This window comes from Janthinobacterium salmonicoloratum (assembly GCF_051380845.1).
In the GTDB taxonomy this organism is placed as follows: Bacteria; Pseudomonadota; Gammaproteobacteria; order Burkholderiales; family Burkholderiaceae_D; genus Janthinobacterium; species Janthinobacterium lividum_F.
In genome coordinates this window covers 231,578-257,596 of the sequence record NZ_JBNYXV010000001.1, presented here as the reverse complement: position 1 = coordinate 257,596, position 26,019 = coordinate 231,578, and the positions used below count along the sequence as shown (strand labels likewise).

18 protein-coding genes are annotated in these 26,019 nt (G+C 62.7%); 5 read left to right on the top strand and 13 right to left on the bottom strand.

All coding sequences use genetic code 11. The features are described 5' to 3' along the window. Positions 1-24: 24 nt before the first annotated feature. A complete protein-coding gene (locus ACQ4WY_RS01135) occupies positions 25-1,170 on the bottom strand; it encodes an acyltransferase family protein (RefSeq protein ID WP_436502454.1) in 1,146 nt (381 codons plus the stop codon). 263 nt (positions 1,171-1,433) lie between these two features. Here ACQ4WY_RS01135 and ACQ4WY_RS01130 point away from each other — a divergent pair, with 263 nt between their 5' ends. Further along, on the top strand, positions 1,434-2,939 hold the full coding sequence (locus ACQ4WY_RS01130) for an anion permease (RefSeq protein ID WP_436502453.1): 1,506 nt from the start codon (positions 1,434-1,436) through the stop codon (positions 2,937-2,939). A 36-nt stretch (positions 2,940-2,975) separates the two neighbouring features. On the opposite strand, the gene ACQ4WY_RS01125 is transcribed toward ACQ4WY_RS01130, so the two are convergent. From ACQ4WY_RS01125 to ACQ4WY_RS01100, 6 genes are all read right to left on the bottom strand, one after another. Beyond that, complete coding sequence (locus ACQ4WY_RS01125) at positions 2,976-3,350, bottom strand: hypothetical protein (protein ID WP_353657147.1); 375 nt, start codon at positions 3,348-3,350, stop codon at positions 2,976-2,978. 20 nt (positions 3,351-3,370) lie between these two features. Next, positions 3,371-5,911 carry an EAL domain-containing protein gene (locus ACQ4WY_RS01120; RefSeq protein WP_436502452.1) on the bottom strand — a complete coding sequence of 847 codons (2,541 nt, stop codon included), beginning with the start codon at positions 5,909-5,911 and terminating at the stop codon, positions 3,371-3,373. Then, positions 5,908-9,543, bottom strand: coding sequence for a response regulator (locus ACQ4WY_RS01115; protein ID WP_436502451.1), 3,636 nt, complete (start codon positions 9,541-9,543; stop codon positions 5,908-5,910). Before ACQ4WY_RS01115 ends, ACQ4WY_RS01120 begins: the two co-directional genes overlap by 4 nt. Before the next feature lie 43 nt (positions 9,544-9,586). Beyond that, a complete protein-coding gene (locus tag ACQ4WY_RS01110; protein ID WP_436502450.1) occupies positions 9,587-10,744 on the bottom strand; it encodes an ABC transporter substrate-binding protein in 1,158 nt (385 codons plus the stop codon). 120 nt (positions 10,745-10,864) lie between these two features. Then, positions 10,865-11,872, bottom strand: coding sequence for an NADP-dependent oxidoreductase (locus ACQ4WY_RS01105; RefSeq protein WP_436502449.1), 1,008 nt, complete (start codon positions 11,870-11,872; stop codon positions 10,865-10,867). 36 nt (positions 11,873-11,908) lie between these two features. Next, positions 11,909-12,718 carry an oxidoreductase gene (locus ACQ4WY_RS01100; RefSeq protein ID WP_436502448.1) on the bottom strand — a complete coding sequence of 270 codons (810 nt, stop codon included), beginning with the start codon at positions 12,716-12,718 and terminating at the stop codon, positions 11,909-11,911. A 170-nt stretch (positions 12,719-12,888) separates the two neighbouring features. Between ACQ4WY_RS01100 and ACQ4WY_RS01095 the strand changes: the two genes are divergently transcribed. Then, a complete protein-coding gene (locus ACQ4WY_RS01095; protein WP_436502447.1) occupies positions 12,889-13,257 on the top strand; it encodes a gamma-glutamylcyclotransferase family protein in 369 nt (122 codons plus the stop codon). A 136-nt stretch (positions 13,258-13,393) separates the two neighbouring features. On the opposite strand, the gene ACQ4WY_RS01090 is transcribed toward ACQ4WY_RS01095, so the two are convergent. From ACQ4WY_RS01090 to ACQ4WY_RS01065, 6 genes are all read right to left on the bottom strand, one after another. Beyond that, positions 13,394-15,337: an FTR1 family protein gene (locus tag ACQ4WY_RS01090; RefSeq protein ID WP_436502446.1), complete on the bottom strand. Its 1,944-nt coding sequence runs from the start codon at positions 15,335-15,337 to the stop codon at positions 13,394-13,396. Positions 15,338-15,485: 148 nt separating this feature from the next. Then, positions 15,486-16,190 (bottom strand): hypothetical protein, encoded by a 705-nt coding sequence (locus ACQ4WY_RS01085; RefSeq protein WP_436502445.1) that lies wholly within the window; start codon positions 16,188-16,190, stop codon positions 15,486-15,488. 115 nt (positions 16,191-16,305) lie between these two features. Then, positions 16,306-17,340, bottom strand: coding sequence for a zinc-dependent alcohol dehydrogenase (locus tag ACQ4WY_RS01080; protein WP_353661034.1), 1,035 nt, complete (start codon positions 17,338-17,340; stop codon positions 16,306-16,308). Between the two features lie 253 nt (positions 17,341-17,593). Further along, complete coding sequence (locus tag ACQ4WY_RS01075) at positions 17,594-18,079, bottom strand: MarR family winged helix-turn-helix transcriptional regulator (protein ID WP_436502444.1); 486 nt, start codon at positions 18,077-18,079, stop codon at positions 17,594-17,596. After that, positions 18,072-19,403, bottom strand: coding sequence for a S41 family peptidase (locus ACQ4WY_RS01070; protein WP_436502443.1), 1,332 nt, complete (start codon positions 19,401-19,403; stop codon positions 18,072-18,074). The genes ACQ4WY_RS01075 and ACQ4WY_RS01070 overlap by 8 nt, the downstream gene beginning before the upstream one ends. Before the next feature lie 148 nt (positions 19,404-19,551). Beyond that, positions 19,552-21,018, bottom strand: a complete 1,467-nt coding sequence (locus ACQ4WY_RS01065; RefSeq protein ID WP_436502442.1) for an efflux transporter outer membrane subunit — start codon at positions 21,016-21,018, stop codon at positions 19,552-19,554. Between the two features lie 100 nt (positions 21,019-21,118). Here ACQ4WY_RS01065 and ACQ4WY_RS01060 point away from each other — a divergent pair, with 100 nt between their 5' ends. The 3 genes from ACQ4WY_RS01060 to ACQ4WY_RS01050 all read left to right on the top strand — a co-directional run bounded on the left by ACQ4WY_RS01060 (position 21,119) and on the right by ACQ4WY_RS01050 (position 25,998). Beyond that, positions 21,119-21,736: a TetR/AcrR family transcriptional regulator gene (locus ACQ4WY_RS01060; protein ID WP_436502441.1), complete on the top strand. Its 618-nt coding sequence runs from the start codon at positions 21,119-21,121 to the stop codon at positions 21,734-21,736. Positions 21,737-21,817: 81 nt separating this feature from the next. Further along, positions 21,818-22,927: an efflux RND transporter periplasmic adaptor subunit gene (locus ACQ4WY_RS01055; RefSeq protein ID WP_436504374.1), complete on the top strand. Its 1,110-nt coding sequence runs from the start codon at positions 21,818-21,820 to the stop codon at positions 22,925-22,927. Beyond that, positions 22,924-25,998, top strand: a complete 3,075-nt coding sequence (locus tag ACQ4WY_RS01050; protein WP_436502440.1) for an efflux RND transporter permease subunit — start codon at positions 22,924-22,926, stop codon at positions 25,996-25,998. The genes ACQ4WY_RS01055 and ACQ4WY_RS01050 overlap by 4 nt, the downstream gene beginning before the upstream one ends. The last annotated feature ends 21 nt before the right edge of the window (positions 25,999-26,019 follow it).

The window sequence follows — 26,019 nt, the reverse complement described above, 5'->3', positions numbered from 1 at the left end:
CGGACTCTTGACCTGGCTCACTTTTCAGGGCGCCGCTCCTGGGCTACCGCCCGCGCGTGCAGGCGCGGCCGTTACGCCGCGGCGCCAGCGCTGACGGATGGCGGCATTGGCCGGTTCGGACACGTAGCGGGCGACAAGGGCGGCCGCCAGCGCCGTCGCAGCCAGGAAGAGCGCCAGCCACGGCAGGCGCTCGGCGTAGCCCAGGCCCGTCTTGTCGACCACGTTGCGCATGGCGGCCAGCACGATGATATGGAACAAGTACAGCTCATAACTATGCCGTCCCAGCCATTGCAGCGGTCCGGTGCGGGCCTGGCTGGCCGCCTGGCCCGCCGTGGCGCCCACGATGTAGGCGGCGCTAGCCAGCGCGATCGCACTGAAGCCGAAGACTTCATGGCCGCCGATGCCGCGCACGTACAAGGCCGCCAGGGCCAGGCCCGCTGCCCAGCGCAAGACTTGACCGGTACGCGCGCCAGCTTGCCAATGTTGTGTCAGCAGGGCCGTCAGGCAACCGATGGCGATGGCGTCGAAGCAGGCAATATAGCCGTACATGAAGTAAATCTCGTTATCGGCGTGCAGGCTGCGGTAGACGGGGCCTGCGACGATGGCGGCGCCGCACAGCAGCATGATCCAGTGGCGCCGGCGCAGGATGCGGCACGACAGCGGCAGCAGCAAATAAAACATTTCCTCGACGGATAAGGACCAGTACACGTTCAGGCAGTAATTGAAATAGCCGGCGCTTTGCATCAGCACGTTATGCCAGAAAGTCAGCACGGAGGCGATGGCGATGAGGAAATAGCTGGCGGGCAAATCCTTGCCGCCGTCCGAGTTGGCAAAGTAGGGCACGTCCAGCACGCCCAGCAGCACGATGATGGACAGGGCCAGCAGCAGCGCTGGCAGCAGGCGGGCGATGCGGTAAAGATAGAACGCCGCCAGATCGATGCGCGCGAGGCTGCCCCAGCGGTGCAGCGAAGTCGAGGTGATCAGGTAGCCGGAAATGACGAAAAACATGGTCACGCCGTAATTGCCCTGGTAGGCGGCGCGCAGCAGCCAGGAGGGCAGGATGTTGAGCGGGCTGTTCTTCAGGCCGTAGGCGAGGGCGAAGTGCAGCAGCAGCACGCACAGGATGGCCGCGCCGCGCAAGGCGTCAATATGGTGGTTGCGGGTTTTCAATGTGTTTCCTTGTCATCATGTCCTGCGACTTATGGGGGCATAATGCGACATATGTCGCTTGCCGGTCAACGATTATGCAGATAGTGGGTGTCGAACGTGGCAACGGGGCGGGGACAGGGAAGTCTTGCGTGTATGATATTGCCGAACAGAATTGTTGGGCATCAGTCATCTTGCGGGCTCACTTCTTGTGCCTTTCAGCCCATGAATCTGCGTGCACGATTCCGACCGCCACGATGCCTGACCCACAGCGAAAGGTAATAAAGATGTATAAAACAGTGCGCGACATGTTCCTGCATTTCAAGGAAGCCGTCCCATTCCGCCTCGTTCCCGCCCTGATCTGCACGGCCTTGCTGGTGAGCATGCTATTGCTGCCGGCGCCGGACGGCTTGACGCCCAAGGCCTGGGGCCTGGTGGCGATTTTCCTCACCACCATCCTGGCGATCATCCTGAAAGTCATGCCGATCGGCGTGATGGCCATGATGGCCATCGTTATCGTGTCCTTGTCGCAAGTGACGTCGACCTCGTCCAAGGGCGCCATCACGGATGCGCTCAGCAGTTTTTCCAATCCCCTGATCTGGCTGATCGTCGTGGCGATCCTGATTTCGCGCGGCCTGAAAAAGACGGGACTGGGCAGCCGCATCGGCCTGCTGTTCATCTCGCTGCTGGGCAAGAGCACCATGGGCATCGGCTATGGCCTGGCCATCTGCGAACTGGTGCTGGCGCCCTTTACGCCGAGTAACACGGCACGGGGCGGCGGCATCGTCCACCCCGTCATGAAATCGATCGCCAATGCCTTCGATTCGGACCCGGCCAAGGGCACGGAAAAGAAGGTGGGCACCTATCTTGCCCTCGTCAATTACCACGCCAACCCCATCACGTCGGCCATGTTCTTGACGGCCACGGCGCCCAATCCGCTGGTGGTCGATTTCGTGGCCAAGGCCAGCGGCCAGAGTTTCCACCTGACGTGGACCACCTGGGCGCTGTGCATGCTGCTGCCGGGCCTGGTCTGCCTGCTGGTCATGCCTTTGATCATCTACTGGCTGTCACCGCCGGAACTGAAAGCCACGCCCGACGCCGTCACCTACGCCAAGGCGGAATTGAAAAGCATGGGCCCGCTATCGCCGTCGGAAAAAGTCATGCTGGGCACCTTCGCCTTGCTGCTCTTGCTGTGGGCTAACGTGCCCGCCATGCTGTTCGGTCCCGCGTTTTCGCTCGATGCGACGGTGGTCGCCTTTGTCGGCTTGTTCGTGCTGATCATTACCGGCACCATCGACTGGGACGACGTGCTGTCGGAGAAGAGCGCCTGGGACACCCTCGTATGGTTCGGCGCGCTGGTGATGATGGCCGAGCAATTGAACAAGACGGGCGTGATCGCCTGGTTCTCGGCTGGCATGAAGGCCGCCATCGTCGCCAGCGGCATGGACTGGCTGCCGATTGCCGCCGTCCTGGTGCTGGTGTTTGTTTTCTCGCATTACTTCTTTGCCAGCACGACGGCCCACATCAGCGCCATGCTGCTGGCCTTCCTGACGGTGGGCCTGCACCTGATCCCGGCCGAATACCACGTGCCGTTCATGCTGATGATGACGGCCGGCTCAGCCATCATGATGACCCTGACCCACTACGCCACGGGTACCTCGCCCATCATCTTCGGCAGCGGCTTCGTGACGATGGGTAACTGGTGGCGTGTCGGCTTCATCATGTGCGTGGTGGAACTGCTGATCTTTGCCGTCGTCGGTACGACGTGGTGGAAGGTGCTCGGCTACTGGTAAGAGGTGGCGGCGTCCCGCAACCGTGGGCGGGCTTCGTCACGGCAACTGGCCGCGCACGACATGCAGCAGATATTCGCGCGCCGCGGCCCGTTCCATGCCTTTTTCTTGCAGCAGGGGCAATAAGCGTTCAAACAGGAGGCGACGCTGCTGATAAGCCTCCGACGTGCCGCGCCGGTCCGAAAAGAAATCCATCAGGGTCGAGCCGCACAGGCAATTGCGGTAGACCTCCACGATGGCCACGTTGTTGTCATCGAAGCTTTGTTTCAGTCCGGAGACATTCTGGCGCAGCGCCTGCGTCTGCTGTATGAACTCGTCCGCCGTGGCGAAGACGCGTCCACAGCAGGCGCAATGCTTGGGAAAGGCGGCTTCGGCCAGGGCGCGCAAGCCTTCGAAGAACAGTTGCTCCTGCATGATGGCTCCTGGTGGCACGCCTAAGCGGCACGGTTGCGGATCTCGACGGTATGGGGCCCCTGCGGCGGCCGCTGTATGCCCGATTCGAAGCGCAAGAAGGCCTCGCGCAAATGGTCTTTCAGCAAGGTCTCATCCCAGGGCTTGGTGATGAACTTGTATACCGAACCTTCGTTGATGGCCGCCGTGACCGAATGCAGTTCGGGATAGCCGGACAACATCACGCGCACGATCTCGGGGTACAAACCCTTGATGCGGTGCAATAGTTCGTTGCCGGACATGCCAGGCATGCGCGCATCCGTGAGTATCACGCCCACCGTATGGGTGGCCACTAGTTCCAGCGCTTCCTGCGGCTTGCTGGTGCTGAGTATCTGGTAGCCCTCCTTGCGCAGCGAGCGGCGCAGGGAGGACAGGATATGCTCTTCGTCGTCCACCAGCAGCAGCACGCGTTGCAGTGCTTCCGCATGGCAGTTCTCGGGCGGCAAATGGGTACCTGCATGCAATAGCAGGTCCATCTCGGCACCGGGTAGCGGGCGGCTGAAGTAATAGCCTTGCATGGCGTCACAGTGGTTGGTATTAAGAAACCCCAGCTGGCCTTCCGTTTCCACGCCCTCGGCCACCGTGGTCATGTGCAGCGACTTGGCCATGGCGATGATCGACCTGGTCAGCGAAGCGCCATCCACGCTGTCGGTCACGTCGCGGATGAACGATTGGTCGATCTTGACGACGTCGATGGGGAATTGCTTGAGATAGGACAGGCTGGAGTAGCCGGTGCCGAAGTCGTCCAGCGACAACGTGACGCCGATTTCCTTCAACTGTTCCAGCGCCCCCACCACGTGCTCCCGGTTTTGCATCAGCACGCTTTCCGTCAGCTCCAGTTCCAGGCAGTGGGCCGGCAGGCCGCTGGCGGCCAGCACTTCGCGCACCAGTTCCGGCATGTCGACCTGGCGGAACTGGCGCGCCGACACGTTGACCGCCATCGTCAGGTGCGCAAAACCGTAGGCATGCCAGACGCCAAGTTGCGCGCAGGCCGTGCGCAGCACCCATTCACCGATGGGCACGATCATGCCCGTTTCCTCGGCCAGGGGAATGAAGCGGTCCGGCGGCACCAGCCCGATGCCTGGCCGACGCCAGCGCAGCAGCGCTTCCATGCCATAGATTTTCCCGCTGCTGAGGTCGACCTTGGGCTGGTAGTGCAATTCCAGCTCGTCCAGCGCCAACGCCTGGTGCAGCGCGTGTTCGATTTCGGCCCGCTCTTCGACCAGCACACCCATCTTGTGGTTGTAGAACTGATAACCGTTACGCCCCTTGTCCTTGGCGCTGTAGAGGGCCGCATCGGCCGTTTTCAGCAGCAAGTCGCCGCTGTCGCCATCGAAGGGAAACACGCTGGCGCCGATACTGGTGCTGACGTGCAGGGTATGTTCGCCCAGCTGGAAGGGATCGGCGAACACCGCCAGCACTTTTTTCACGATGTGCTCGGCCGTCTCGATATCGGGCAGGTCCGTCAGCAGGATGACGAACTCGTCGCCGCCCTGACGGGCCACGGTGTCTCCGGCGCGTACCGCCATCTTCAGTCGGCGGGCCACCTCCTGCAGCAGCGCATCACCCACCGGATGGCCATAGCTGTCGTTGACGAACTTGAAACGATCGAGGTCCAGCATCAGCGTGGCCAGGTGCAAACGGGTGCGGTGGGCATGGGCGCAGGCCTGGCCGATGCGGTCGTTCAGCAACTGGCGGTTGGGCAGATCCGTCAGCGCATCGTGGTTGGCCAGGTACTCGATGCGCAATTCCTGCAGCTTGCGTTCCGTGATGTCCTGCACGGTACCGCGCGTGAGCAGCACCTGATGGCCTTCGCGCACGGCCTCGGCCTGGTGAAAGACGATGCATTCGCCGCCATCCGGCCGCAGCACCTTGTGTTCCAGGCTGTAGCCGGTGCCGCTGGCATGCAGTTCCATGAAGGCATCGAGCAGCAGGGGCCGCTGCGCTTCCGGCAGGCACTGCAGCAGGCGGTCGAAGCTGGTGGGGCCGCAATCGGCCTCCAGGCCCAGGATGCGCAACAGTTCCGGCGACCAATAGCCATCGCCGTCGGCGACCCGGTATTCCCAGTTGCCGAGGCGGGCCAGCGCCTGTGCATGGCTGAGGCTTTCCTGGATACGGCTCAACTCGGTTAGCGCGCTGCTAGCCCGCAGCAGGTAGCGCAGCCGGTGCGCCAGCAAACGCCATTGCATGGGCTTGGAGATGAAATCGCTGGCGCCCGCTTCCAGTGCCTGCTTGATGGAGTCATCGTCGTCGTTGCCTGTCAGAACGACGATGGGCACATGCGCGCCGCCGGGCAGCCGGCGCAGCTGGGCGCAGCACTCGAAGCCGCTCATGCCGGGCATGGCGACGTCGAGCAGGATCAGGTCGGGCACGCCACGCTGGAAGGCGGCTAGCGCTTCCGGGCCGCTGGCCGCTTCCTCGATGCGGAAACCTTCCGGCTCCAGCGCTTCCGTCACCAGGATGCGCGTCATTGTGTCGTCATCGACCACCAGGACCAGTGCTTGCGGGGGCAGTGCGGTATTCATATGGCTTCCTTCTCAATGGCCAGGGCGGCGAGGACACGGTCGAGTTCTTGCTGGATGCCGCGGATATGCTTCAGCGCGCTGCCGACATCATTGCCGCGCGCATATTGTTCGATTTCACGGCAGGTGGCCGACAAGCCCAGCGCACCCACGTTGGCGCAGCTCGACTTGAGCGTATGCGCCGCCAGTTGCAGGGCTGCGGCATCGCTGGCCCCGGCGGCCACTTCCAGCTGCCCCAGCAGGCGCGGGGCGTCGCTGTAAAACAGGTCGATGATGCGGCCCAGCACGTCGGGACGGCCGGGACGGCGCATGGCGCGCAGGTTTTGCAGGGCGGCGGCGTCGAGGATGGCGCCGGAAGCCTCCGCCGTCACTTTCGACGTCTGCGCGGCCGCCGGCGCGGCGGGCGCCGGGCGCCAGCGGGCCAGCACCGCCAGCAGGGCGGCGCGCGTGTACGGCTTGGCGAGGTAATCGTCCATGCCCGCATCCAGGCACAGTTCGCGGTCGCCCAGGACGGCATTGGCCGTCAGGGCAATGATGGGCGTGCGGCCACGGCCTTGCTGGACTTCCATGCGGCGCACATGCCGGGTCGTTTCGAAGCCGTCCATTTCCGGCATCTGGCAATCCATCAGGATGACATCGAAGGGGTGCCGTTCCCACAGGGCCAGCGCGCGCCGCCCGTTGTCGGCCGGCGTGGCCTCGTAGCCCGTATCTTCCAGCATGGCCAGGGCAATTTCCTGGTTGATCGCGTTGTCTTCCACCAGCAGCATGCGCAGCGGCGTCTGGACTGCGACCGCGGCTACGTTATCCGGCGGAGCGGGCAGGGCATGCATCGTTGGCGCCAGGGTACCGAAGCCACCGACGGCTTCGATGCAGTGGCGCAGTTCCAGCGCCCGGACGGGCTTGGTCAGGCAGTATTCCACCCCCAGCGCCGTCACCTGGCGCAGCTCGGCCGAAGCATCCAGCGAACTGAGCATGATGATTTTCAGCGCCGCCATGCCGACGTCGGCCTTGATTGCCCGCACCAGTTCGGCGCCATCCATGACGGGCATGCGCAGGTCGATGATCGCCAGGTCAAACGGGCGTCCGCTGCGCAGCGCGCCTTGTAGCAGGCCCAGCGCTTCCGCGCCGTCTGCGGCGCTGGCCGTGGCCATCTGCCACTCGATTGCGTGCTGCAGCAGGATGTTGCGGTTGGTGGCATTGTCATCCACGATCAGCACGCTCAAGGCGCCCAGCGATACGCGCGGCGCCGGCGCCGGCGCCGCGTCCTCGGGCGCCACCTTGCCCACGACGACGGTCACGGCGAAGCTGGAACCCTGTCCCGCCACGGATTTCAGCACAATGTTGCCGCCCATCATTTCCGCCAGTTGCTTGATGATGGCCAGGCCCAGACCCGTGCCGCCATATTTGCGCGAGGTGGTGCTGTCGGCCTGGCGGAAGGGCTGGAAGACGGCCGCCGCCGCTTCGGGCGCCATGCCGATGCCCGTATCGCTGACTTCCAGGCGGATCTTGCCGGCAGCGGGGCAGCTGACATCGACGGAAATTTCGCCCCGTTCCGTGAACTTGGTGGCGTTATTGAGCAGGTTGGTGAGGATCTGGCGCAGGCGCACGGGGTCGCCGCGCACGTGCTGCGGCACGTCGGGCGCGATGCGGCAGGTAAATTCGATGGCCTTGCGCTGGATGCCGTCGGCAAACAGCGCCACGACATCGTCGATCACCTGGCGCAGGTCGAAGGCAATATGTTCGAGCACCAGCTTGCCCGCCTCGATCTTGGAAAAGTCGAGGATGTCGTCGATGATGCTCAGCAGGCTTTCGCCGGAACGGTGCACCGTGTGCACGAAACGCTGCTGTTTGGGACTCAGTTCCGTCCGCTGCAGCAATTCCGTCATGCCCAGCACGCCATTCATCGGCGTGCGGATTTCATGGCTCATCTTGGCCAGGAATTCCGACTTGGCGCGGTTGGCGGCGTCGGCCTCGGCCTTGGCCTGCTTGAGCGACAGGTCGCGCTGTTCGACGTGTTCAAGCATGCCGTTAAAGCCCAGGATCAATTGTCCCAGTTCATCGCTGCCATGCTGCGGCACGCGCACCGACAGCGCCTTGCCGCCACGGATATGGGCGATGGCGTGGGACAGGCGCGCCAGCGGCCTGGCGATGGAGGCGCTAATCAGTCCCGTGATGGTCACGCAGGCCAGCAGCAGGACCAGCGCGATGCCGAGGATCAGCACGAAGGCATGCCGCACGCCATCGCGCACCTCGGTCACCGCGTCCTGCTGCTGCCCGGTGATGCGCGCCACCTGCTGCGCGGAGTAGGCGGCCTGTTCGCGCTCGAAGGCGCGCACATGGTCGCTGACCTCGTCCAGCGCCTTCTGGCTGTCCAGTACGCTGCCCTTGGCTTGCACCAGCCGCTGTCCCGACCGCGCCACCGCGTCCAGGTAAGTATTGACGGTCCTCGTTTCGGCCAGCAAGCGCAGCTGGCCTATGCTTTGCAGCAAGGTTTGCATGGTGGCCATATCGCGGTGCAGGGCGCTGATGCGCTGCGCGATATCGTGGCCCAGGTGCGTGACGTCGCCGGCTGCCGTGGCAAGCATGACTTCGCCCACATCGATGCTGATGGCATCGACGGCAAGGTTGATTTCGCCGCTGGCATCCTCGATGTGGGCCGAGGTGCGCATGTAGCGGCCAGCTTCCGCCATCCGGTCGCGTCCCATCGCCAGCTGCAGTTCGATGGGATCGAGCTCCTCGGCCAGGCGCAGGTGGGCCGTGGCCAGGGCGGCGCTGGTTTGTTCCTTGAGGGCAGCATATTGCGCTTGCTGCGCCGCGCTGGCGCCGCCCTCGGCCAGCATCCCGGCGCGCAGGGCCACCAACCCGATGGCTGGCGCAAGCATCTGGCGCGCCGTGGCGAGCAGTGTCGCCCGCAACGCTTGCTGGGCCGGGCTGATGTCGCGCTCGCTGCTTCCCGCCAGGCGCGCGGCTGCCGCGGTCAGCCGATCGCGCACGGGGGCAATCCGAAAACGACTCTTCACGGCCTCCGTTTCGGCCAGTGAAAGCTGCATGTCGAAGATGCTCTTGCGCAGCTCGGTCAGGTAGCGGGCGTTCTGGTTCAGGCGCTGGCTTTGCAGCTGCACCTCGGCTGCCGTGGCCTGGGCCTGGCTGTCGACCAGGCGGATCTTGCCGCGCGCGCTTTTGGCGGCGGCCTTGATCTGCGCCAGCACCTGGCGTATCTCCGTCGCCTGCGCCTTGTAGTAGGCCTCGTTTTCCAGGCGTTTGCGCACGGCGACGCGCATGCGCTGGAATTCCTGTTCGAAGGCCGCGTGATAGCGGGGCGGCTGCGACTCGCCATGGCGGCGCAAATCATTGCTGATGCTCTCGGCGGTCTTGATATTGGCGACGATCTCGTTTGACACCTGCTCCAGCTGCGCCAGGTCTTCCGCCTTGCCCAGCTCGAAAAAATCCGATGCCATATCCTGCACGGTATAGCGCAGGCGCAGCACGTCCGTGTAAAGCGGCACGGTCCGGTCGGTCAAGCCGTGCACATGGGTTTCAATGCCTTTTACCAGCAGCAGGCTGGCCGCCGCCATGGCCACCACCCCCGCCAGCAGGACGCTGCTACTGATGATCAGCTTGGTCCTGATTTTCATGCCAGGCTCCAGGGGAAAGCGGCTGGTGGGCAGGAGGCGCGCATCACTTCGCGCCAGGCCCGGGGTCCACCGGAACGATCCTGCCGTCCACGATACGGGTCAGGAAGACGGCCGTCGACGCCTGGTGCTCGCTTGGTCGCAGCGTCACCCGCAAGCCGCCGAGATCGAGCCGGTCGAACGTTTCGAAGCTCTGGATCAGGCGCTCGCGCGTGAGGTCGGCGCCTGTGCGGCGCAGCGCCGCCACCATCAGGGTGGCCGAGATGCAGCCTTCGAAACTCACAAAAGAGAGCCTGGCCGCCGGCACATGCCTGGCCAGCAGCGCGGCGCAGTCGGCGGCGATGGGCAGCGTATGGTCGTCCGGCAGGGGCACCACTTGCGAAATGACGAGCTTGTTGCCTTCCGTGCCCAGCAGTTGCAGCAGGCTGTCCGTGCCGACAAAGGAGACCGTCGCCAGGGCCGCCTTCAGCCCGGCCTTGCTGGCTTCGCGCACGAACGCGGCCACCGGGGTGTAGGGGCCGGCCATGACCACCGCTTGCAAGTCATGCCCGATCAGGGCCGCCAAGCCCGCCTTGATGGCCGTGGTGCCGCGCTGAAAGGAACCCTTGGCAACGAGCTCCATGCCGCGCCGTTGCAGGGCGCGCGCGGTGCCGTCGAGCACGGCATTGCCGAAACCGTCGTCCTGGTACAGGACGCCAAAGCGCTTGACGCCGCGGCTGGCGAAATACTGCACCAGGGCATCGGACTCATCGTCATAACTGGCGCGGAAGTTGATGACTTCATGCACCACGGGGCGGCGCAAGGTCATCGCGCCCGTAAACGCGCCCACCAGTGGCACCTTCATTTCCTGGACGATCGGTATGACGGCATTGGTGGTGGGCGTGCCCACGTTGCCGAACAGGGCGAATACCTGTTTTTCCTCGAGCAGCCTGAGCGTTTCGCTGATGGCGCGGTCCGGATCGTAACCGTCGTCCGCGACCACCAGCTCGATGCTGCGGCCATGGATGCCGCCGCGCAGGTTCGCTTCCTGGAAAACGGCCGTCGCGCCGTCGAGCATGGCCCGCCCCAGCCCCGAGGCCGCCCCCGTTTGCGCATTGACCATGCCGAGCCGGACTTGCGTATCGGTGACGCCCGGTTCGGCGGCGTGGCCGATCCCGGCTACGAGGGCGATAGCGAGCCAGCAGCATTCCGGGGGAAAGCGCATGAGCTACCTTTATTGAGGTTGACCGATATCAACAGGCACGGGGTTGACAATGAGTATGGAGGAAATTACCAACGCAAAACTCACACATAGTCACAGTGCCGAAAGCAATCCAAAGGCCACTCAGGCAACGGGCATCCGCACCACCACCTTGCCCCGTGCGCGTCCCTGCGCCAGGTAGGCCAGCGCCTGTTTCGCTTCGGCAAAAGGAAACACCTGGTCGATGACGGGACGGATGGTTCCCGCTTCGAGCAGGCCGGCGATCTGCGCCAGCTGGCTGCCGTCGGGACGCACGAAGTGGAAGGCGTAGCGGGCGCCGCGCCGCCGCGCCAGGCCGATGATCTTGCGGCTGAGCAAACCAAACACCAGCTTCAGCACCACGTTCATGCCGCGCGCGCGGGCGAAAGCGGCGTCTGGCGGACCGACCAGCGAGACAACCTGGCTGCCTGGCTTGACGATGCGCAAGGCCTTTTCCAGCCCGTCGCCGCGCACCGTGCCCAGCACGGCGTCGTAATCGCGCAGCACCTCCTCGAACGGCTGTTTCTTGTAGTCGATGACTTCATCGGCGCCCAGGCCGCGCACCAGTTCCACATTCGCCGTGCTGGTGGTGGTGCCCACGCGGGCGCCCAGGTGCCTGGCCAGCTGGATGGCAAACGTGCCGATGCCGCCGGAACCGGCCGGGATGAACACTTTCTGACCAGGCTGGAGTTGCATGCGCTCGTGCATGGCTTGCCATGCCGTCAGACCGACCATGGGAATCGAGGCTGCCTGCACGAAATCGAGGTTGGCGGGCTTGAGGGCGGCCGCCTGTTCGGGCACGACGGCAAATTCGGCCAGGCTGCCGTGTGGTGTGTCGAAAATACTGGCATACACGGCGTCGCCCACTTTGAAGCGCGTGACGGCGTCGCCTACGGCCACGACGACGCCGGCCAGGTCGCTGCCCAGGGTGGCCGGCAAGCGCAGTTTCAATATCGGCTTGAAGTCGCCTTTGGGAATCAGGTTGTCGATGGGGTTCAAGCCCACGGCGCGCACCTGCACCAGCAGTTCGCCGGGGCCGGGCGCGGGGCGGGGGAGTTCGGCAAACGCGACATGATCGAGGCCGCCATATTGTTTGAGTTGCAATGCTTGCATGATGTTCTCTCTGAAGACTGGAAAAAATGCTGGCGTTCAGGCCAGGCGCAGGTCCTTGCGCAAGCCGGCGTCCATCAGCGCGGCGGGCATGAAACGGCGCATCAGGCGCAAGCGTGCCGCCAACGGCCCGGCCGCGTAGCGCAGTTTCGGCTGGCGTGCCTGCGCCGCCGCCAATATGGTATCGGCCACGACGCCAGGGTCATCGGCGCCGGCCATCAGCGCTTGCAGCCGGCGCGTGACGGCCGCGCTGACTTGCCGGTAGGCGGACAGCGGGGTGTCGGGCGCCAGCAGATTGGCTTCGAACGTGGTTTTCGTATAAGCCGGCTCGATGACGCTGGCGCGGATGCCCCAGCCGCGCACTTCATGGTCGAGTGATTCAGTGTAGCCCTCAATGGCGTGTTTGGTGGCGGAGTACAGCGCGCCGTAGGGCATGGGCAGGAAGCCCACGACGGAACCGATATTGAGGATGCGCCCGCCGCCCTGGGCCCGCATGTGCGGCAGCACGGCCAAGGTCATGCGCAGCACGCCATAGAAATTCGTGTCGAAGATGGCTTGCGCCTGCGCCACGCTGCTTTCCTCGGCGCCCGCCGGCGCCACGCCGAAACCGGCATTATTCACCAGCAGGTCGATGCGGCCTTCGCGCTGCATCACCTCGGCTACAGCGGCAGCCACCGAAGCATCGCTGGTAACGTCGAGCGCCAGCATCGCATGGTCGACTCCGGCCGTTTGTGCGCCGCGGCGGCTGGTGCCGTACACCGTGTAGCCCGCTTGCGCCAGGCGCTGGGCCGTGGCCGCGCCGATGCCGGACGAGGCGCCGGTGACCAGGGCAATCTTCTTGTTTTTCATGGCAGTTCCTTCAGTGGTTGACAGCTTTGGATGTAAAATATGATGACCATCATATCGCAATTTTCAAAATGGCACAGGGCCTGTAGCGACAAGTGCTGCGGCAAGTTGTTCGCTTCCTGGCACGAACGGCGCTACGATGCACTTTATCGACAATCGACCAGGAGCGAAAAATGGCACCTATTCCAGCGGCAACGACGGAACACCTGTTTTCCTACGGCACCTTGCAGCAGCCCGGTGTGCAACTGGCCACCTTCGGGCGGCTGCTCGACAGCCGGCCCGACCAATTGCCCGGCTACTGCCTGGCGTTGCTGGCCATCGAGGATGCGCAAGTGGTGGCGACCAGCGGCAAGACGCATCATCCGATCGCTTCGCGCGGCGAACCGACGGATGGCGTGCCGGGCGCCGTGCTGGCCGTCTCGGCCGAGGAATTGCGCCAGGCGGATGGCTACGAGGTGGCGGCCTACCGGCGCGAGCGCGTGACCCTGGCGTCGGGCAAGCAAGCCTGGGCCTACGTGGATGCGCGCGATGCGCCGCAGTGAGGTCCGCGCGCGCTTTTCCGAACAGAGTGAATATTGTTTGACCTAAAACAATCAATTACCGCCATCCCCAATGGCTGCCTGCTGTCATTGGGGAGAAACGCCCATGCCGGCGCGTTTCATGGGGCGAGTGTCAAGCTCAGGCCAGCTTGCGCTTGCCTGCTGACACGCGGTTCCAGCCATAGCCGGCGACGATGATGGCCAGGATGGCCGCTTGCGCCAGCAAGGTTTCCAGGGTCGGCAGGATGCCCAGGAGATCAATGCGCATGAAATCGACGGGGGTGACGCCGACCCAGCCCGCTTCTTGCAGCGCGGCCACGCCTTTGCCCATCAGGATGACGGCCAGCACGGCCACGAAGGCGGAGGTCAGCGAGAAGAATTTGCCGATCGGCATGCGCGCGCTGGTGCGCAGCAAGGCCCAGGCGATCACGACCAGCAGCACGATGGCCACCAGGAAGCCGCCCAGCAGGGCGCCGCCATTGCCGTCCGCCGCCAGGGCGGAATAGAACAGCACGGTTTCAAAGACTTCGCGGTAGACGGCGATGAAGGCCAGGGCGAACAGTCCCCAGGCGGAGCGCCGGCTCATCGCCGCCGTGAGTTTCTCGTGCAGGTATTCCTGCCAGCGCCCGGCGCTGCTCTTCTGGTGCATCCACAAGCCCACGCTGAGCAGGACCAGGGCTGCAAACACGGAACCAAGACCCTCGCTCACTTCACGGCTGGCGCCGCTGATAGTCACCAAATACGTTGCCGCCACCCACGTCAGGCCGCCTGCCACCAGCGCGCTGGCCCAGCCAGCATGCACGTAGGGCAGCACATCGTTGCGCTTGGCCTTGCGCAGGAAGGCGATGATGCCGATCACGATCAGCAGCGCTTCCACGCCTTCGCGCAGCAAGATCGTCAGGGCGCCGATAAAGGTGGTCATCGGCTCGGCCTTGGCGTCGCTCAGTTCCGCTTCCACGTGGGTAAACAGTTGCTGCAGCTTTTCGCCCGCCGCATCGGCATCGGCCACCGTGCCCTTGGCAACGGCGGAACGGTAAGCCAGCATGGCGTTTTCCACGGCCAGCAGCAGCGATTTGTTGCGCGCGCCAACCATCGGCTCGATCGGCTCGAAGCCGTCCAGGTAGGCCGACAGGCCCAGGCGCGTGGCGCCCGCGCGGTCGCCAGCGTGCATGGCGGCAAGGCTTTCCGCCAGGCGCAGACGCGACAGGGCCAGGCCGGCCGGCTTGTGCGCCTCGGCCTGGCCAGGGTTGCTGCGCAAGTACGCCGTCAGCGCTTGCGACTCTTCCGCGCCCAGCTTGGCGGCAGCCGCTTCCTGCGTCAGGGTCGTCACGGCAGCCAGGTCCGCGTACAGCTTCTTGGCCCGTGGATCGTCCTGCCACAGCTTTTCGCCGCGCGCGCTTGCCGCCGCGTCGTGCGACATGCCGCCAATATAGAAAGCCAGGTCCCAGCGCTCGTTTTCGGACAACTGGCCGAAACTGGCCATCGACGTGCCGGCCACGCCTTGCGAAATGACCTGGTACAGCGCCATCAGGCTGCGCGACTGCGCCCGTTCACCGTCCGTGAAGGCGATCGGTTTCGGTTCCAGGCTGGTCGCCAGCGGACCATCGCCGCCGCCGGCCACGCCGTGACAAGAAGCGCACTGGGCCGCATACAGGGCCGCGCCGCGCGCCAGGTTGGGCAGCACTTTCGGCGCCACGGGAATCGGGTAGGCGGCAATCAGCAAGCCATTCGCATGGTGCGCCAGGCGCTTGACTTCCACGCCATCCGCCTTGGCGACGACGGCCGCGCGCAAGTCGGCGATGGCGGCGGCAATGGCCGCTTTCGAAGCGTGGGCGGGCAGGGCGGCGATCTGCGTCGTCGCGTTGTCCGTGAAGTCGAGCATTTCCGCGTATTCCGCCTCGCTGACCACTTTGCCGTGCTCGACGGCGCCGCTGTAATCGACGGCAACGTAGTCAATCAATTGCCACAACTGCTTGGCGCCGGCGTCCTGGTCGGCCACTTGCGCTTGCGCGCCTCCGGCCAGCAACAGGCTGGCGGCCACGAGCGGATAGCATACGAGCCATTTCTTGATAGAACTGAACATGATTCTCATTCTCATTTGTCGTTAACCCGGCGACTATAGGACAGACCGTGCGGGGTGTCAACGGCGCACGGGCGTGCGCGTACGGCCCTGGTCAGTATTCTTGACCAGGGCAACGTGCCTGGAGAGTGGAACGAGGGGGGAATGAAGACTATTGCTTCGCTGCCGGTTTGGCGTACAGGCCCCTGGCCAGGCCATTGTCCGCATCGTCCACTTTCAGGCCACCCTTGACGACGCGCAAGGCCAACTTCTGGAAGGCCTGGCCTTGCAGCCACTGGCGGTCGGTGACGGCGAATGCGGCGAGGCGTTCCTGTGCGCGCTCGGGGGGCACGGCCAGCCATTGATAGTCGGCCTTCGAGCCCTGGCGGCGCAAGCCTGCCCGCACCCAGCGTTCCGACGCCGGCATGCGGACGATGGCGTCGCCGTTCGCCACGCTGACGGCCGTGGCCGTCTTTCCGCTTTGCGCTTCGAACTTCACTTCCACGCCGGCCATCGGCCCTAGCTGGGGGAAGCCGACGATGGCCACCCATGCTCCCGCTTCGGCGGGTTTCTGGATGCGCATTTCCGATTCCTCGAATACGCGAAACTGCGGCTCCTTGCCGCCATTGCCCGCCACCAGGGTCACCATGTCGCCGGCAACGCGCCACTCGCCGCTGGCTTGCTCGTCGGTATTGCCATAACTGAGCATCCATTCGAACTTGCCGTCTTTTTTCAGCAGCAGTTCGGAGCCCACTTCCATGACGCCTTGCAGATAATAGTGTCCGGGCAGCGAAGGTGCAGCCTCGTCGGCCGCGCTGGCCTGAAACGGCCAGGCGAGGGCGGCGCAGGCCAGAAGGCCGGAGAGGGATTTTTTCATCGGTGTGTCCTCGGTGTGTCCTTTATGATATGCCATCATAACAACATCATTCCCGTGCCGTCGCGCACCAGGACACACCTTGCAGCCGCCAGCCGGCGTGCCGCTCAGTTGCGACTCAATTGCGGCTGAAATCGAGCACCACGCGCGAGGCAACCTTGCCTTGCTCCAGCCGGCTGAAAATTTCATTGATGGCAGACAGCGGCTGCAATTCAATGCCGGCCTTGACCTTGCCAGTGGCGGCGAAGGCGAGCGCCTCGGCCATGTCCTGGCGCGTGCCGACGAAGGAGCCACGTATCGTCACGCAATTGGCGACCACATCGAACAGTGGCGTCGGGAAGTCGCCTGGCGGCAAGCCCACGAGCACGCACGTGCCGCGCTTGCGCGTCATCGCCACGCCTTGCTGGAAGGCGTCGATCGACGGCGCCGTGATCAGCACGCCGTGGGCGCCGCCGCCCGTCGCTTCGCGCAATGCCGCAACGGGGTCGCCCTGGCGGGCATTGATGGTCACTTCGGCGCCCAGGGCGCGCGCGTGCTCCAGCTTGCCTTCATCGATATCGACGGCCGCCACGCGCAAGCCCATCGCCAGCGCATATTCGATGGCCAGGTGGCCCAGTCCGCCGATGCCGGATACGGCCAGCCACTGGCCCGGCCGCGCCCCCGTTTCCTTGATGCCCTTGTAGCTCGTTACGCCGGCGCAGATGATGGGCGCCGCTTGCACGGCGGACAGTCCGGCCGGAATATGCGCGACGTAGCGCGGGTCGGCCAGGATGTACTCGGCAAAGCCGCCATTCTTGGTGTAGCCGCCAAACTGCGCCTCGGCGCAGACGGTTTCCCAGGCTGCCAGGCAATGTTCGCAATGGCCGCACGCCGAGTAGAGCCAGGGCACGCCGACCCGGTCGCCCAGCTGCACCTCGGTCACGCCCGTGCCCACGGCCACCACCAGGCCGATGCCTTCGTGGCCGGGAATGAACGGCGGCGACGGCTTGACGGGCCAATCCCCGCGCGCCGCATGCAAGTCCGTGTGGCAAACGCCGCAAGCTTCCGTCTTGACGAGGATCTGTCCGGGACCGGGCACCGGTACGGGAACCTCGCGCAGCACCAGCGGTTGGCCCAATTGCTCGACAACAGCGGCTTTCATGGTAGTGGGTATCATGTTATTCCTTATGAAGTTGGTCATGCGTGGTGCAGGGCGCAGGCGCGAGCGCAGGGCTGGAGACAAGGCACGTAGTGTGGATTGCTGCGCCAGTCAAGCGCTCTGCCATGGTCTATTCGACAGAGCCTTGCGCATGCTCATATTCTGCTGCACACAGTAGGAAAATTGATTGATCTACATCAATGTATACCGGCACGACGGTGAGGATGCCAGGTACTTTCGTACGCCGGCAGCCTTCTACGGGACATAGTCAGACCGGGGCATTGATGCGTTTGTCCAGCGGCCTCTCGTTGAGCGCATCGGTGGCCCGGTCCACGAACTGCCTGACGTCGCCCACCTCGGCAAACAAGCCGGCATAGGCCGCTCGAATCAGCACCGTGCAGTGTTCGAATTTCGCAAGCTGCGACAAGCCTTCCTCAGTGGGCTTAAATATCCGTCGCCGGCCATCATTGTCATCGTTCTGATACTGTATGAGGCCCAGACGGAGCAGCTTGGGTATCTTTTGCATGACCAGCTGGTGCGAATGTCCGAGTTCGCGCGCCAGATCCGAGGCGGAGGCCGTACCGAGCGTGGCAAGAACAGTCATCAGCGAACACGAACGAACGGGGATGACGATCCCCATCGTATCGAAGACCATCTTGGATTGCTCAGCGATCAGGACGCTCAGCCGTTCGACAGCGCGGCCGAGAAACACGGCGTCATCGATCGCGGCCGGGTGAGGTGTTCCCTTAGTCAAGGCGCTTGTACCTCTGGATGCTGCCGTCCTTGTTCACGCGTTCCAGCGCCGTCACTTTTCCGCGCAAAGCGTTCAAGCGGTATCGGAAATCGGACACGCCTTCCACCGCGAACAGATCGGGGCCGATCGGCTCAAGCGCGACCCGAAACCGGTCGCGCCAGATATAGTAGAGCGTGCCATTGTCCAGGATGAGCTGGCGGCCTTCATATTTTCCGGCGGCTTTCGTCAGCATCCCGGCATCGACGTGCGGGCGCTCGATGGCGGCCGTCAAGCTCGGCAGCAGCCAGGCAAATTCGGTTCGCCTGGCGTCATCGGCCTTCGCCAGATTTTCAAGCGCCAGCTTGTGCGCCAGAGGCAGCGCGCGAATAGAGGGGCTTGGGATATCAGCTTGCACGCCGGCTCCTTCGAAATCGCCATGGTCCACGGGATCCTGGATCTGGCCGATCGGCACTTGCACGAAAAAATCGTCGTTGAGCGGCTTGCGCGCAACCGGATGCGCACCGCCGGCGGTCCGCTCCCCGATCAGTGTCGCTCGCCCGAGTTTCTTCATCGCATAGGAAAACCATTCCGCGGAGGAAAACGACGTGGAACCGGTCAGGATATAGACCGGCTTGTCCACCATGCGCTTGCCCGGCAGGCCCGGCAGCACCCATTGCCCCCGCTGGATACGCTTACCATCCTCATTGTAATAGTAGTCGAAGAGCAGCTGGTCTTTCTCGCTGGAGAAGAAATAGCTCGCTAGAAATTGCGCCATTTCCAGATGTCCGCCATTGTTATAGCGCAAATCGATGATAAGGGCATCCGTATTGCCGACGAAGCGCATAACGGACGCGGCCGTATCATAGGCAAGTTCCGGATCGGCAAAATAGCTGAAGCGTATATAGCCGATATTTCCCTTCAGGCGAGCGACCTCGTCGAAACCGAAATTGCTCTCCTCGAGCCTGCTCGACTCTTCTTTTCGTATCTTGGCCTTGAGCGCCGGGTTGGCCTTCGCCTTGAATTCCGCGATCCATTTTGCGTCGGCACCCACGAAGAAATGCAGGTCGCCGCTGACTTTGATGAGATCGTCGGTCAGCTTGCTCGCAAACTCGGCCTGCGTGGCCGCCGAGTCATAATTTCCCTTTTTCAGACGCTCCTGAAGCACAGGCGCAATTTTTCGTGCGATGTCCGGAAACGGGTAGTTCGCACTCAAGGTGCTATCGAGGGAGGCGATGATCGCACCCTTTTCGTCTCGTGAGATGCCCGGCGCCTCGGCAAAAGCGCCCGATGCGCACACGATGGACAAGGCCGACAGCGTTTGAAGCAGACATAAGTGATAGCGCATTTTAAGGCCCCCCCTCGGTGAGACCCGATCATACAATATATTGTGCAATATGTTGTAAAAAAATAGCTGAACTCGATTTGCATTGCACCGACGGCCTGCAGGCCTGGTGCAACAACAATCTCGTTCAGTTATCTCGTGGCGATTCAGCCTATCGACTTACGACCGCTTCGGCATCTTGAAGTTGCCCGCCGCCACCGAGCGCCTTGAAAAGCGCCACCGCCGCGCGCGTGGATTCGGTTTGGGCCTGTGTCCGCATGTCAGAGGCCTGTAGCAGCTTGTCGTCGGCCTGAAGAACTTCGATCAGGCTGACAACGCCTTTCTGGTAAGCGGCAAACGAGGATTTTCTCGCCAGCCTGAGCGAGTCGACGCCGTGTGCCAGTATTCCAGCCTGATCTTCGCGCTTCACCAAGTTTGACATCGCGTTTTCGACGTCTTCGGTAGCACGCAAGGCGGCAAGCCGGTAAGCCGCCAAGGCCTCTGCTTCCTGGCCCTTGGCCTGAGCAATCTGTGCATTGATGCGACCGAAGTCGAACAGCCGCCAGCGCAATCCCAGCACTGCGGCGCTCTGGCTGGCGCCACCGGTGAAAAGATGGCCACTGGAAAGCGAGGTCGCGCTGCCAATCAGTCCACTCAAGGACAGCTTCGGATAATATTCGGAGACCGCGATGCCGATACGTGCGTTCGACGCAGCAAGGCGGCGTTCCGCCACGATCAGATCAGGACGGCGGCGGAGCAAATCGCCGGGGGATCCTGCTGGCGCAATCTGCGGAGCCGCCGGAAGAGGGCGCACCGTTGCCAGTTCTTCTCTGTGCGTGCCAGGCGGCGTGCCCAACATCACATCCATTGCATTCATGGCGGCCTCCAAACCTGCTTCGAGCGCCGGCACCGCAGCCTTCACTTGAGCCAGCGCGCCCTCGACCTGTCGCACTTGAAGTTCTGCCGCCAGGCCCTTCCCATACAGCAGATTAATCGTCGCCAACAGTTCTTGTTGCGTCCTGACCTGGCTGCGTGCGATATCCAGACGGGTTTGCAGTCCGCGCATGCTGATGTAAATATCGGCAGTCTGCGCCGCTACCGTCAAGCGGGTTGCTGCCACTCCGGCTGCCGAAGCCTGATACTCGGCAATAGCGGCTTCCCGTTCGCGACGCAAGCCACCAAATATATCGAGCTCCCAGCCGACGCCGAGGCTGGCCTCGTAAGCGTTGCCGTAACGATCAAAATTCGGCTGTGCGTTGAGAACCTGCCCTAGCGGGGTTTCTACCGATGAGTAGGCGCGTGCCGCCTGAGCACTGACGGCGCCAGAAGGAAGGAGTGCGGCATTAGCTGCCCCGAGTCCTGCCCGCGCCTGGGTCGCGCGCGCAGATGCTTGCGCCAGATCCAGATTTTGCTCCAATGCAAGCGTGACCAGGCGGTTAAGCTGGGGATCACCGAAACCCTCCCACCATTTGGAGAAATCGGCACCGGTGCCGGCATTGGCATACCTTTGCTCAACTGCCGCTTGGCCCAGGTATCGTTCTGGCAGATGCGTTTCTGGGCGAGTGTAATCAGGTCCGACAGTACAAGCTGTAGAAACACCGGCGACGGCGCACATAATGAGGGTACGTTTGAATAACATGTGACCTTCCACGTCAGAGAAAGAGAAAGTATTTTTAGTGACTATATCACGATATAGTCACTATTTGTGCAAATCTACAACTAGGGGTAAGCTGTAGGGCATGATTAAAGCAACCACCATTCCGGGTTCTGCCCGAGGCCCCGTCGACCATGAAGTGCGGGATCAGATCATTTCCGCCGCGACTGCGCATTTTCGCCTCTACGGCTACGAAAAAACGACGGTGTCAGATCTTGCCAAGTCCATCGGTTTTTCCAAGGCATACATCTACAAGTTCTTCGAATCCAAACAGGCCATCGGAGAGCTGATCTGCGCAAATTGCCTGAGCGAAATCGAAACCGACGTCAGGGCGGCCGTTGACAGCGTTGAACGCGCACCCGAGAAGTTGCGGCGGATGTTCAAAGCGATCGTTGAGTCCAGCCAACGGCTGTTCTTCGATGATCGCAAGCTATACGATATTGCGGCCTCGGCCGCTATTGAGCGCTGGGAATCGGTGCGTGCTTACGAGGTTCGCATCCAGCACATGCTGCTGGAAGTGATACGCCAAGGACGCGAAGCCGAGGATTTTGAACGGAAGACCCCGCTCGACGAGGCGGTGAATGCGATTTACCTGGTCATGCGACCTTATCTCAATCCCTTGCTTTTGCAGTACAGCTTGGACCATGCCGAAGATGCACCTGCTCAACTATCCAGCCTGGTACTGCGAAGCTTATCAAGATAGTCAGACTTTAATATGTGACCATTGACTTAATTGGTCACTGGTCTCAAAATGAAATCCTGTTTAGTTTTTTACGGGATTTCTATGCTGCGCCGTCGACTCGCTTTCTCTGTTGTCATCTCTGTATTGCCATTGGCCTTGATCGCCTGCGGCGAAAAGAAGCAATCTGATCCACGTAACGAAGCCCCGCTCGTGCGGGTGGCAACCGTCCGCGATGCGACGGCTGCGTCCCGTGCATTCACCGGTGTCATTGCTGCCCGAGTGCAAAGCGATCTGAGTTTCCGGGTCGCCGGCAAGGTGCTGGAGCGCCTCGTGGATACCGGACAGTCCGTAAAGCGTGGACAGCTGCTGATGCGCATCGACCCCGTGGATCTGCGGCTTGCCGCACACGCCCAGCAGGAGGCGGTGGCTGCTGCACGTGCCAGGGCGCAGCAAACAGCGCAGGACGAGGCGCGCTATCGCGATTTGCGCGGAACTGGCGCGATCTCGGCTTCCAGTTATGACCAGGTCGCGGCGGCCGCAGCGGCGGCCCAGGCCCAACTCAATGCTGCCGAAGCGCAGGCCGAAGTGGCCCGTAACGCCAGCCGTTACACCGAACTGCTGGCGGACGCCGACGGTCTTGTCATGGAAACATTGGCCGAATCCGGCCAAGTCGTGGCCGCTGGGCAGGCTGTGGTGCGCGTGGCCCACACGGGGCGCCGCGAAGCACTCATCCAGTTGCCAGAAACCTTGCGTCCTGCGGTCGGCTCGGCAGCGCTAGCCACGCTGTTTGGCAAGGAGGGCGCTACCGTTCCGGCGAAATTGAGGCAGTTATCGGATGCCGCGGACCGGCAGACCCGTACTTTCGAGGCACGCTATGTGCTGGACGGCGAGCTTGACAATACGCCCTTGGGCGCCACCGTCACCATACAAATATTGGACGCACAGTCCGCCAGACAAGGCGGCATGTCCGTGCCAATCAGCGCACTGTACGATGCGGGGAAAGGGCCGGGAGTCTGGCTTATCCAGGGGCAGCCCGCAAAGGTGAGCTGGCGGCCGGTAACGGTCCGCAGCCTGGGTGACAACGAGGCGGGGATTGCAGCACAGCTCAAGCAAGGTGACAGGATCGTTGCGCTTGGCACGCACCTGCTGCACGAAGGCGAGCAGGTACGTGTAGCCGATCAGTCGGCCACGACGGCAGGAGCGCGCCCATGAGCACCGGCCGTTTCAATCTGTCGGCGCTTGCCGTGCGCGAGCGCTCCGTCACCCTGTTCCTGATTTGCCTGATCTCATTGGCTGGAATTGTTTCCTTTTTCAAGTTGGGCCGAGCGGAAGATCCTGCCTTCACCGTCAAAGTCATGACGATTGTTAGCGCCTGGCCAGGCGCTACGGCACAAGAGATGCAAGATCAGGTCGCTGAAAAAATCGAGAAGCGCCTGCAGGAGTTGCGCTGGTACGACCGTAGCGAGACCTACACCAGGCCAGGCCTGGCCTTCACGACACTGACGCTGCTGGACAGCACACCGCCGGCGGAAGTGCAGGAGCAGTTCTATCAAGCGCGCAAGAAAGTTGGTGATGAGGCGAGTACCCTGCCGCCAGGCGTGATCGGGCCGATGGTCAACGACGAATACGCGGACGTCACTTTTGCCTTGTTCGCGCTGAAGGCCAAGGGCGAAGCGCAACGCTTGCTGGTACGCGACGCGGAGACGTTGCGGCAACGTCTGTTGCACGTCCAGGGCGTCAAAAAGGTCAACATCGTCGGTGAGCAGTCCGAGCGTATCTATGTCGAGTTTTCGCATGCACGCCTGGCAACGTTGGGTGTCAGTCCGCAGGAAGTCTTTGCGGCCCTGAATAGTCAGAATGTCCTCACGCCGGCCGGCTCCGTGGAAACCAAGGGGCCGCAAGTGTTCATACGCCTGGACGGTGCTTTCGATGAATTGCAGAAAATCCGCGACATGCCCGTCGCGGCGCAGGGGCGCACCTTGAAACTGTCGGATATCGCCACGATCAAGCGCGGCTACGAAGACCCTGCGACATTCATGATACGCAACGGTGGAGAACCAGCTTTGCTGCTTGGCATCGTCATGCGCGATGGTTGGAATGGACTCGACCTTGGCAAGGCGCTGGAGAATGAAGTCGGTGCGATCAATGCAGAGTTGCCGCTGGGAATGGGCTTGAGCAAGGTCACCGACCAGGCCGTCAACATCGGTTCATCGGTCGATGAGTTCATGATGAAGTTCTTTGCCGCGTTGCTGGTGGTCATGGTGGTGTGCTTCGTCAGCATGGGCTGGCGAGTAGGCATCGTGGTTGCTGCGGCCGTGCCGCTGACTTTGGCTGTCGTTTTCATCGTGATGGCCGCTACCGGCAAGAATTTCGACCGCATTACGCTGGGTTCCTTGATCCTGGGGCTGGGCCTGCTGGTTGACGATGCCATTATTGCCATTGAAATGATGGTGGTGAAGATGGAGGAGGGCTACAGTCGCATCGCAGCCTCGGCCTATGCGTGGAGCCATACTGCTGCGCCGATGCTTTCGGGCACGCTGGTCACGGCGGTCGGCTTCATGCCGAATGGTTTTGCGCGTTCGACCGCGGGCGAATACACCAGCAATATGTTCTGGATCGTGGGTATTGCCCTGATCGCATCGTGGGTCGTCGCGGTGGTATTTACTCCCTACCTTGGCGTCAAACTGCTGCCCGAGCTGAAACGGGTCGAAGGTGGCCACGACGCGCTCTACGACACTCCGCGTTATAACCGCTTTCGTCAGTTGCTCAAGCGCGTCATCACGCGCAAATGGCTGGTAGCAGCGACAGTGGTGGGCCTGTTCACCATGGCCGTGCTGGGTATGGCGGTAGTCAAGAAGCAGTTCTTCCCCATCTCGGACCGCCCCGAAGTCCTGGTCGAGGTGCAGATGCCTTATGGCACGTCGATCGTACAGACCAGCAGCGCCGCGGCGAAGGTCGAAGCATGGCTGGCCAAACAGGCGGAAGCAAAAATCGTCACTGCCTATATCGGCCAGGGCGCGCCGCGCTTCTATCTGGCCATGGGGCCCGAGATGCCCGATCCGTCGTTTGCAAAGATCGTCGTCCGTACCGATAGTCAGGACGAGCGTGACGCCTTGAAGCAGCGGCTGCGCGAGGTGATTGCCGCAGGTCTCGCGCCGGAAGCGCGCGTGCGTGTCACGCAGTTGGTATTTGGTCCCTATTCACCGTTCCCGGTCGCCTACCGGATATCAGGCCCGGATCCTGACAAGTTACGCAACATTGCGGCAGATGTGCAGCGGGCCATGGAAGTCAGTCCGATGATGCGCACGGTCAATAATGACTGGGGGACGCGCACGCCTGCATTGCACTTCACCTTGCAGCAGGATCGCCTGCAAGCCCTTGGCTTGACCTCCAGCGCTGTGGCACAGCAACTGCAATTCCTGCTGAGCGGCGTGCCATTGACTTCTGTGCGTGAAGATATCCGCACGGTGCAAGTAGTGGCCCGATCCTCCGGCGACAACCGTTTTGACCCGGCCAAACTCGTGGACTTTACGCTGACAGGTGCAAGCGGGCAACGTATTCCGCTATCGCAAGTAGGCAAGGTCGACGTGCGCGCTGAGGAACCGATCATCCGCCGACGTGACCGGATGCCGACCATCACCGTGCGCGGCGACATTGCCGATGACTTGCAGCCCCCGGACGTGTCCAGTGCCATTAGCAAGCAGCTTCAGCCGATCATCGACAAGCTGCCGGGCGGCTACCGGATCGAACAAGCCGGCTCCATCGAGGAATCGGGCAAGGCGACGACCGCCATGCTGCCCTTGTTCCCTATCATGCTGGCGATCACGCTGCTTATCCTCATTTTCCAGGTGCGTTCGATTTCGGCGATGGTCATGGTGTTTCTGACCAGCCCCTTGGGGCTGATCGGCGTGGTGCCGACGCTCATCGTGTTCCAGCAACCGTTCGGTATCAATGCACTGGTCGGGCTCATTGCACTGTCTGGCATTCTGATGCGCAACACGCTGATCCTGATCGGCCAGATCCACCATAACGAGCAGGCTGGACTGGATCCCTTCCGCGCGGTGGTCGAGGCAACCGTGCAGCGTTCCCGTCCCGTAATCCTGACTGCGCTGGCAGCCATCCTGGCCTTTATCCCGCTGACCCATTCCGTTTTCTGGGGGACGCTCGCTTACACGCTCATCGGCGGTACTTTTGCGGGCACGGTACTCACACTGGTGTTTCTGCCGGCCATGTACGCCATTTGGTTCAAGATTGTCCCGACAAGCAAGGTCCAAGCGAACTGATCTGCCGTTCTTCACCATTTG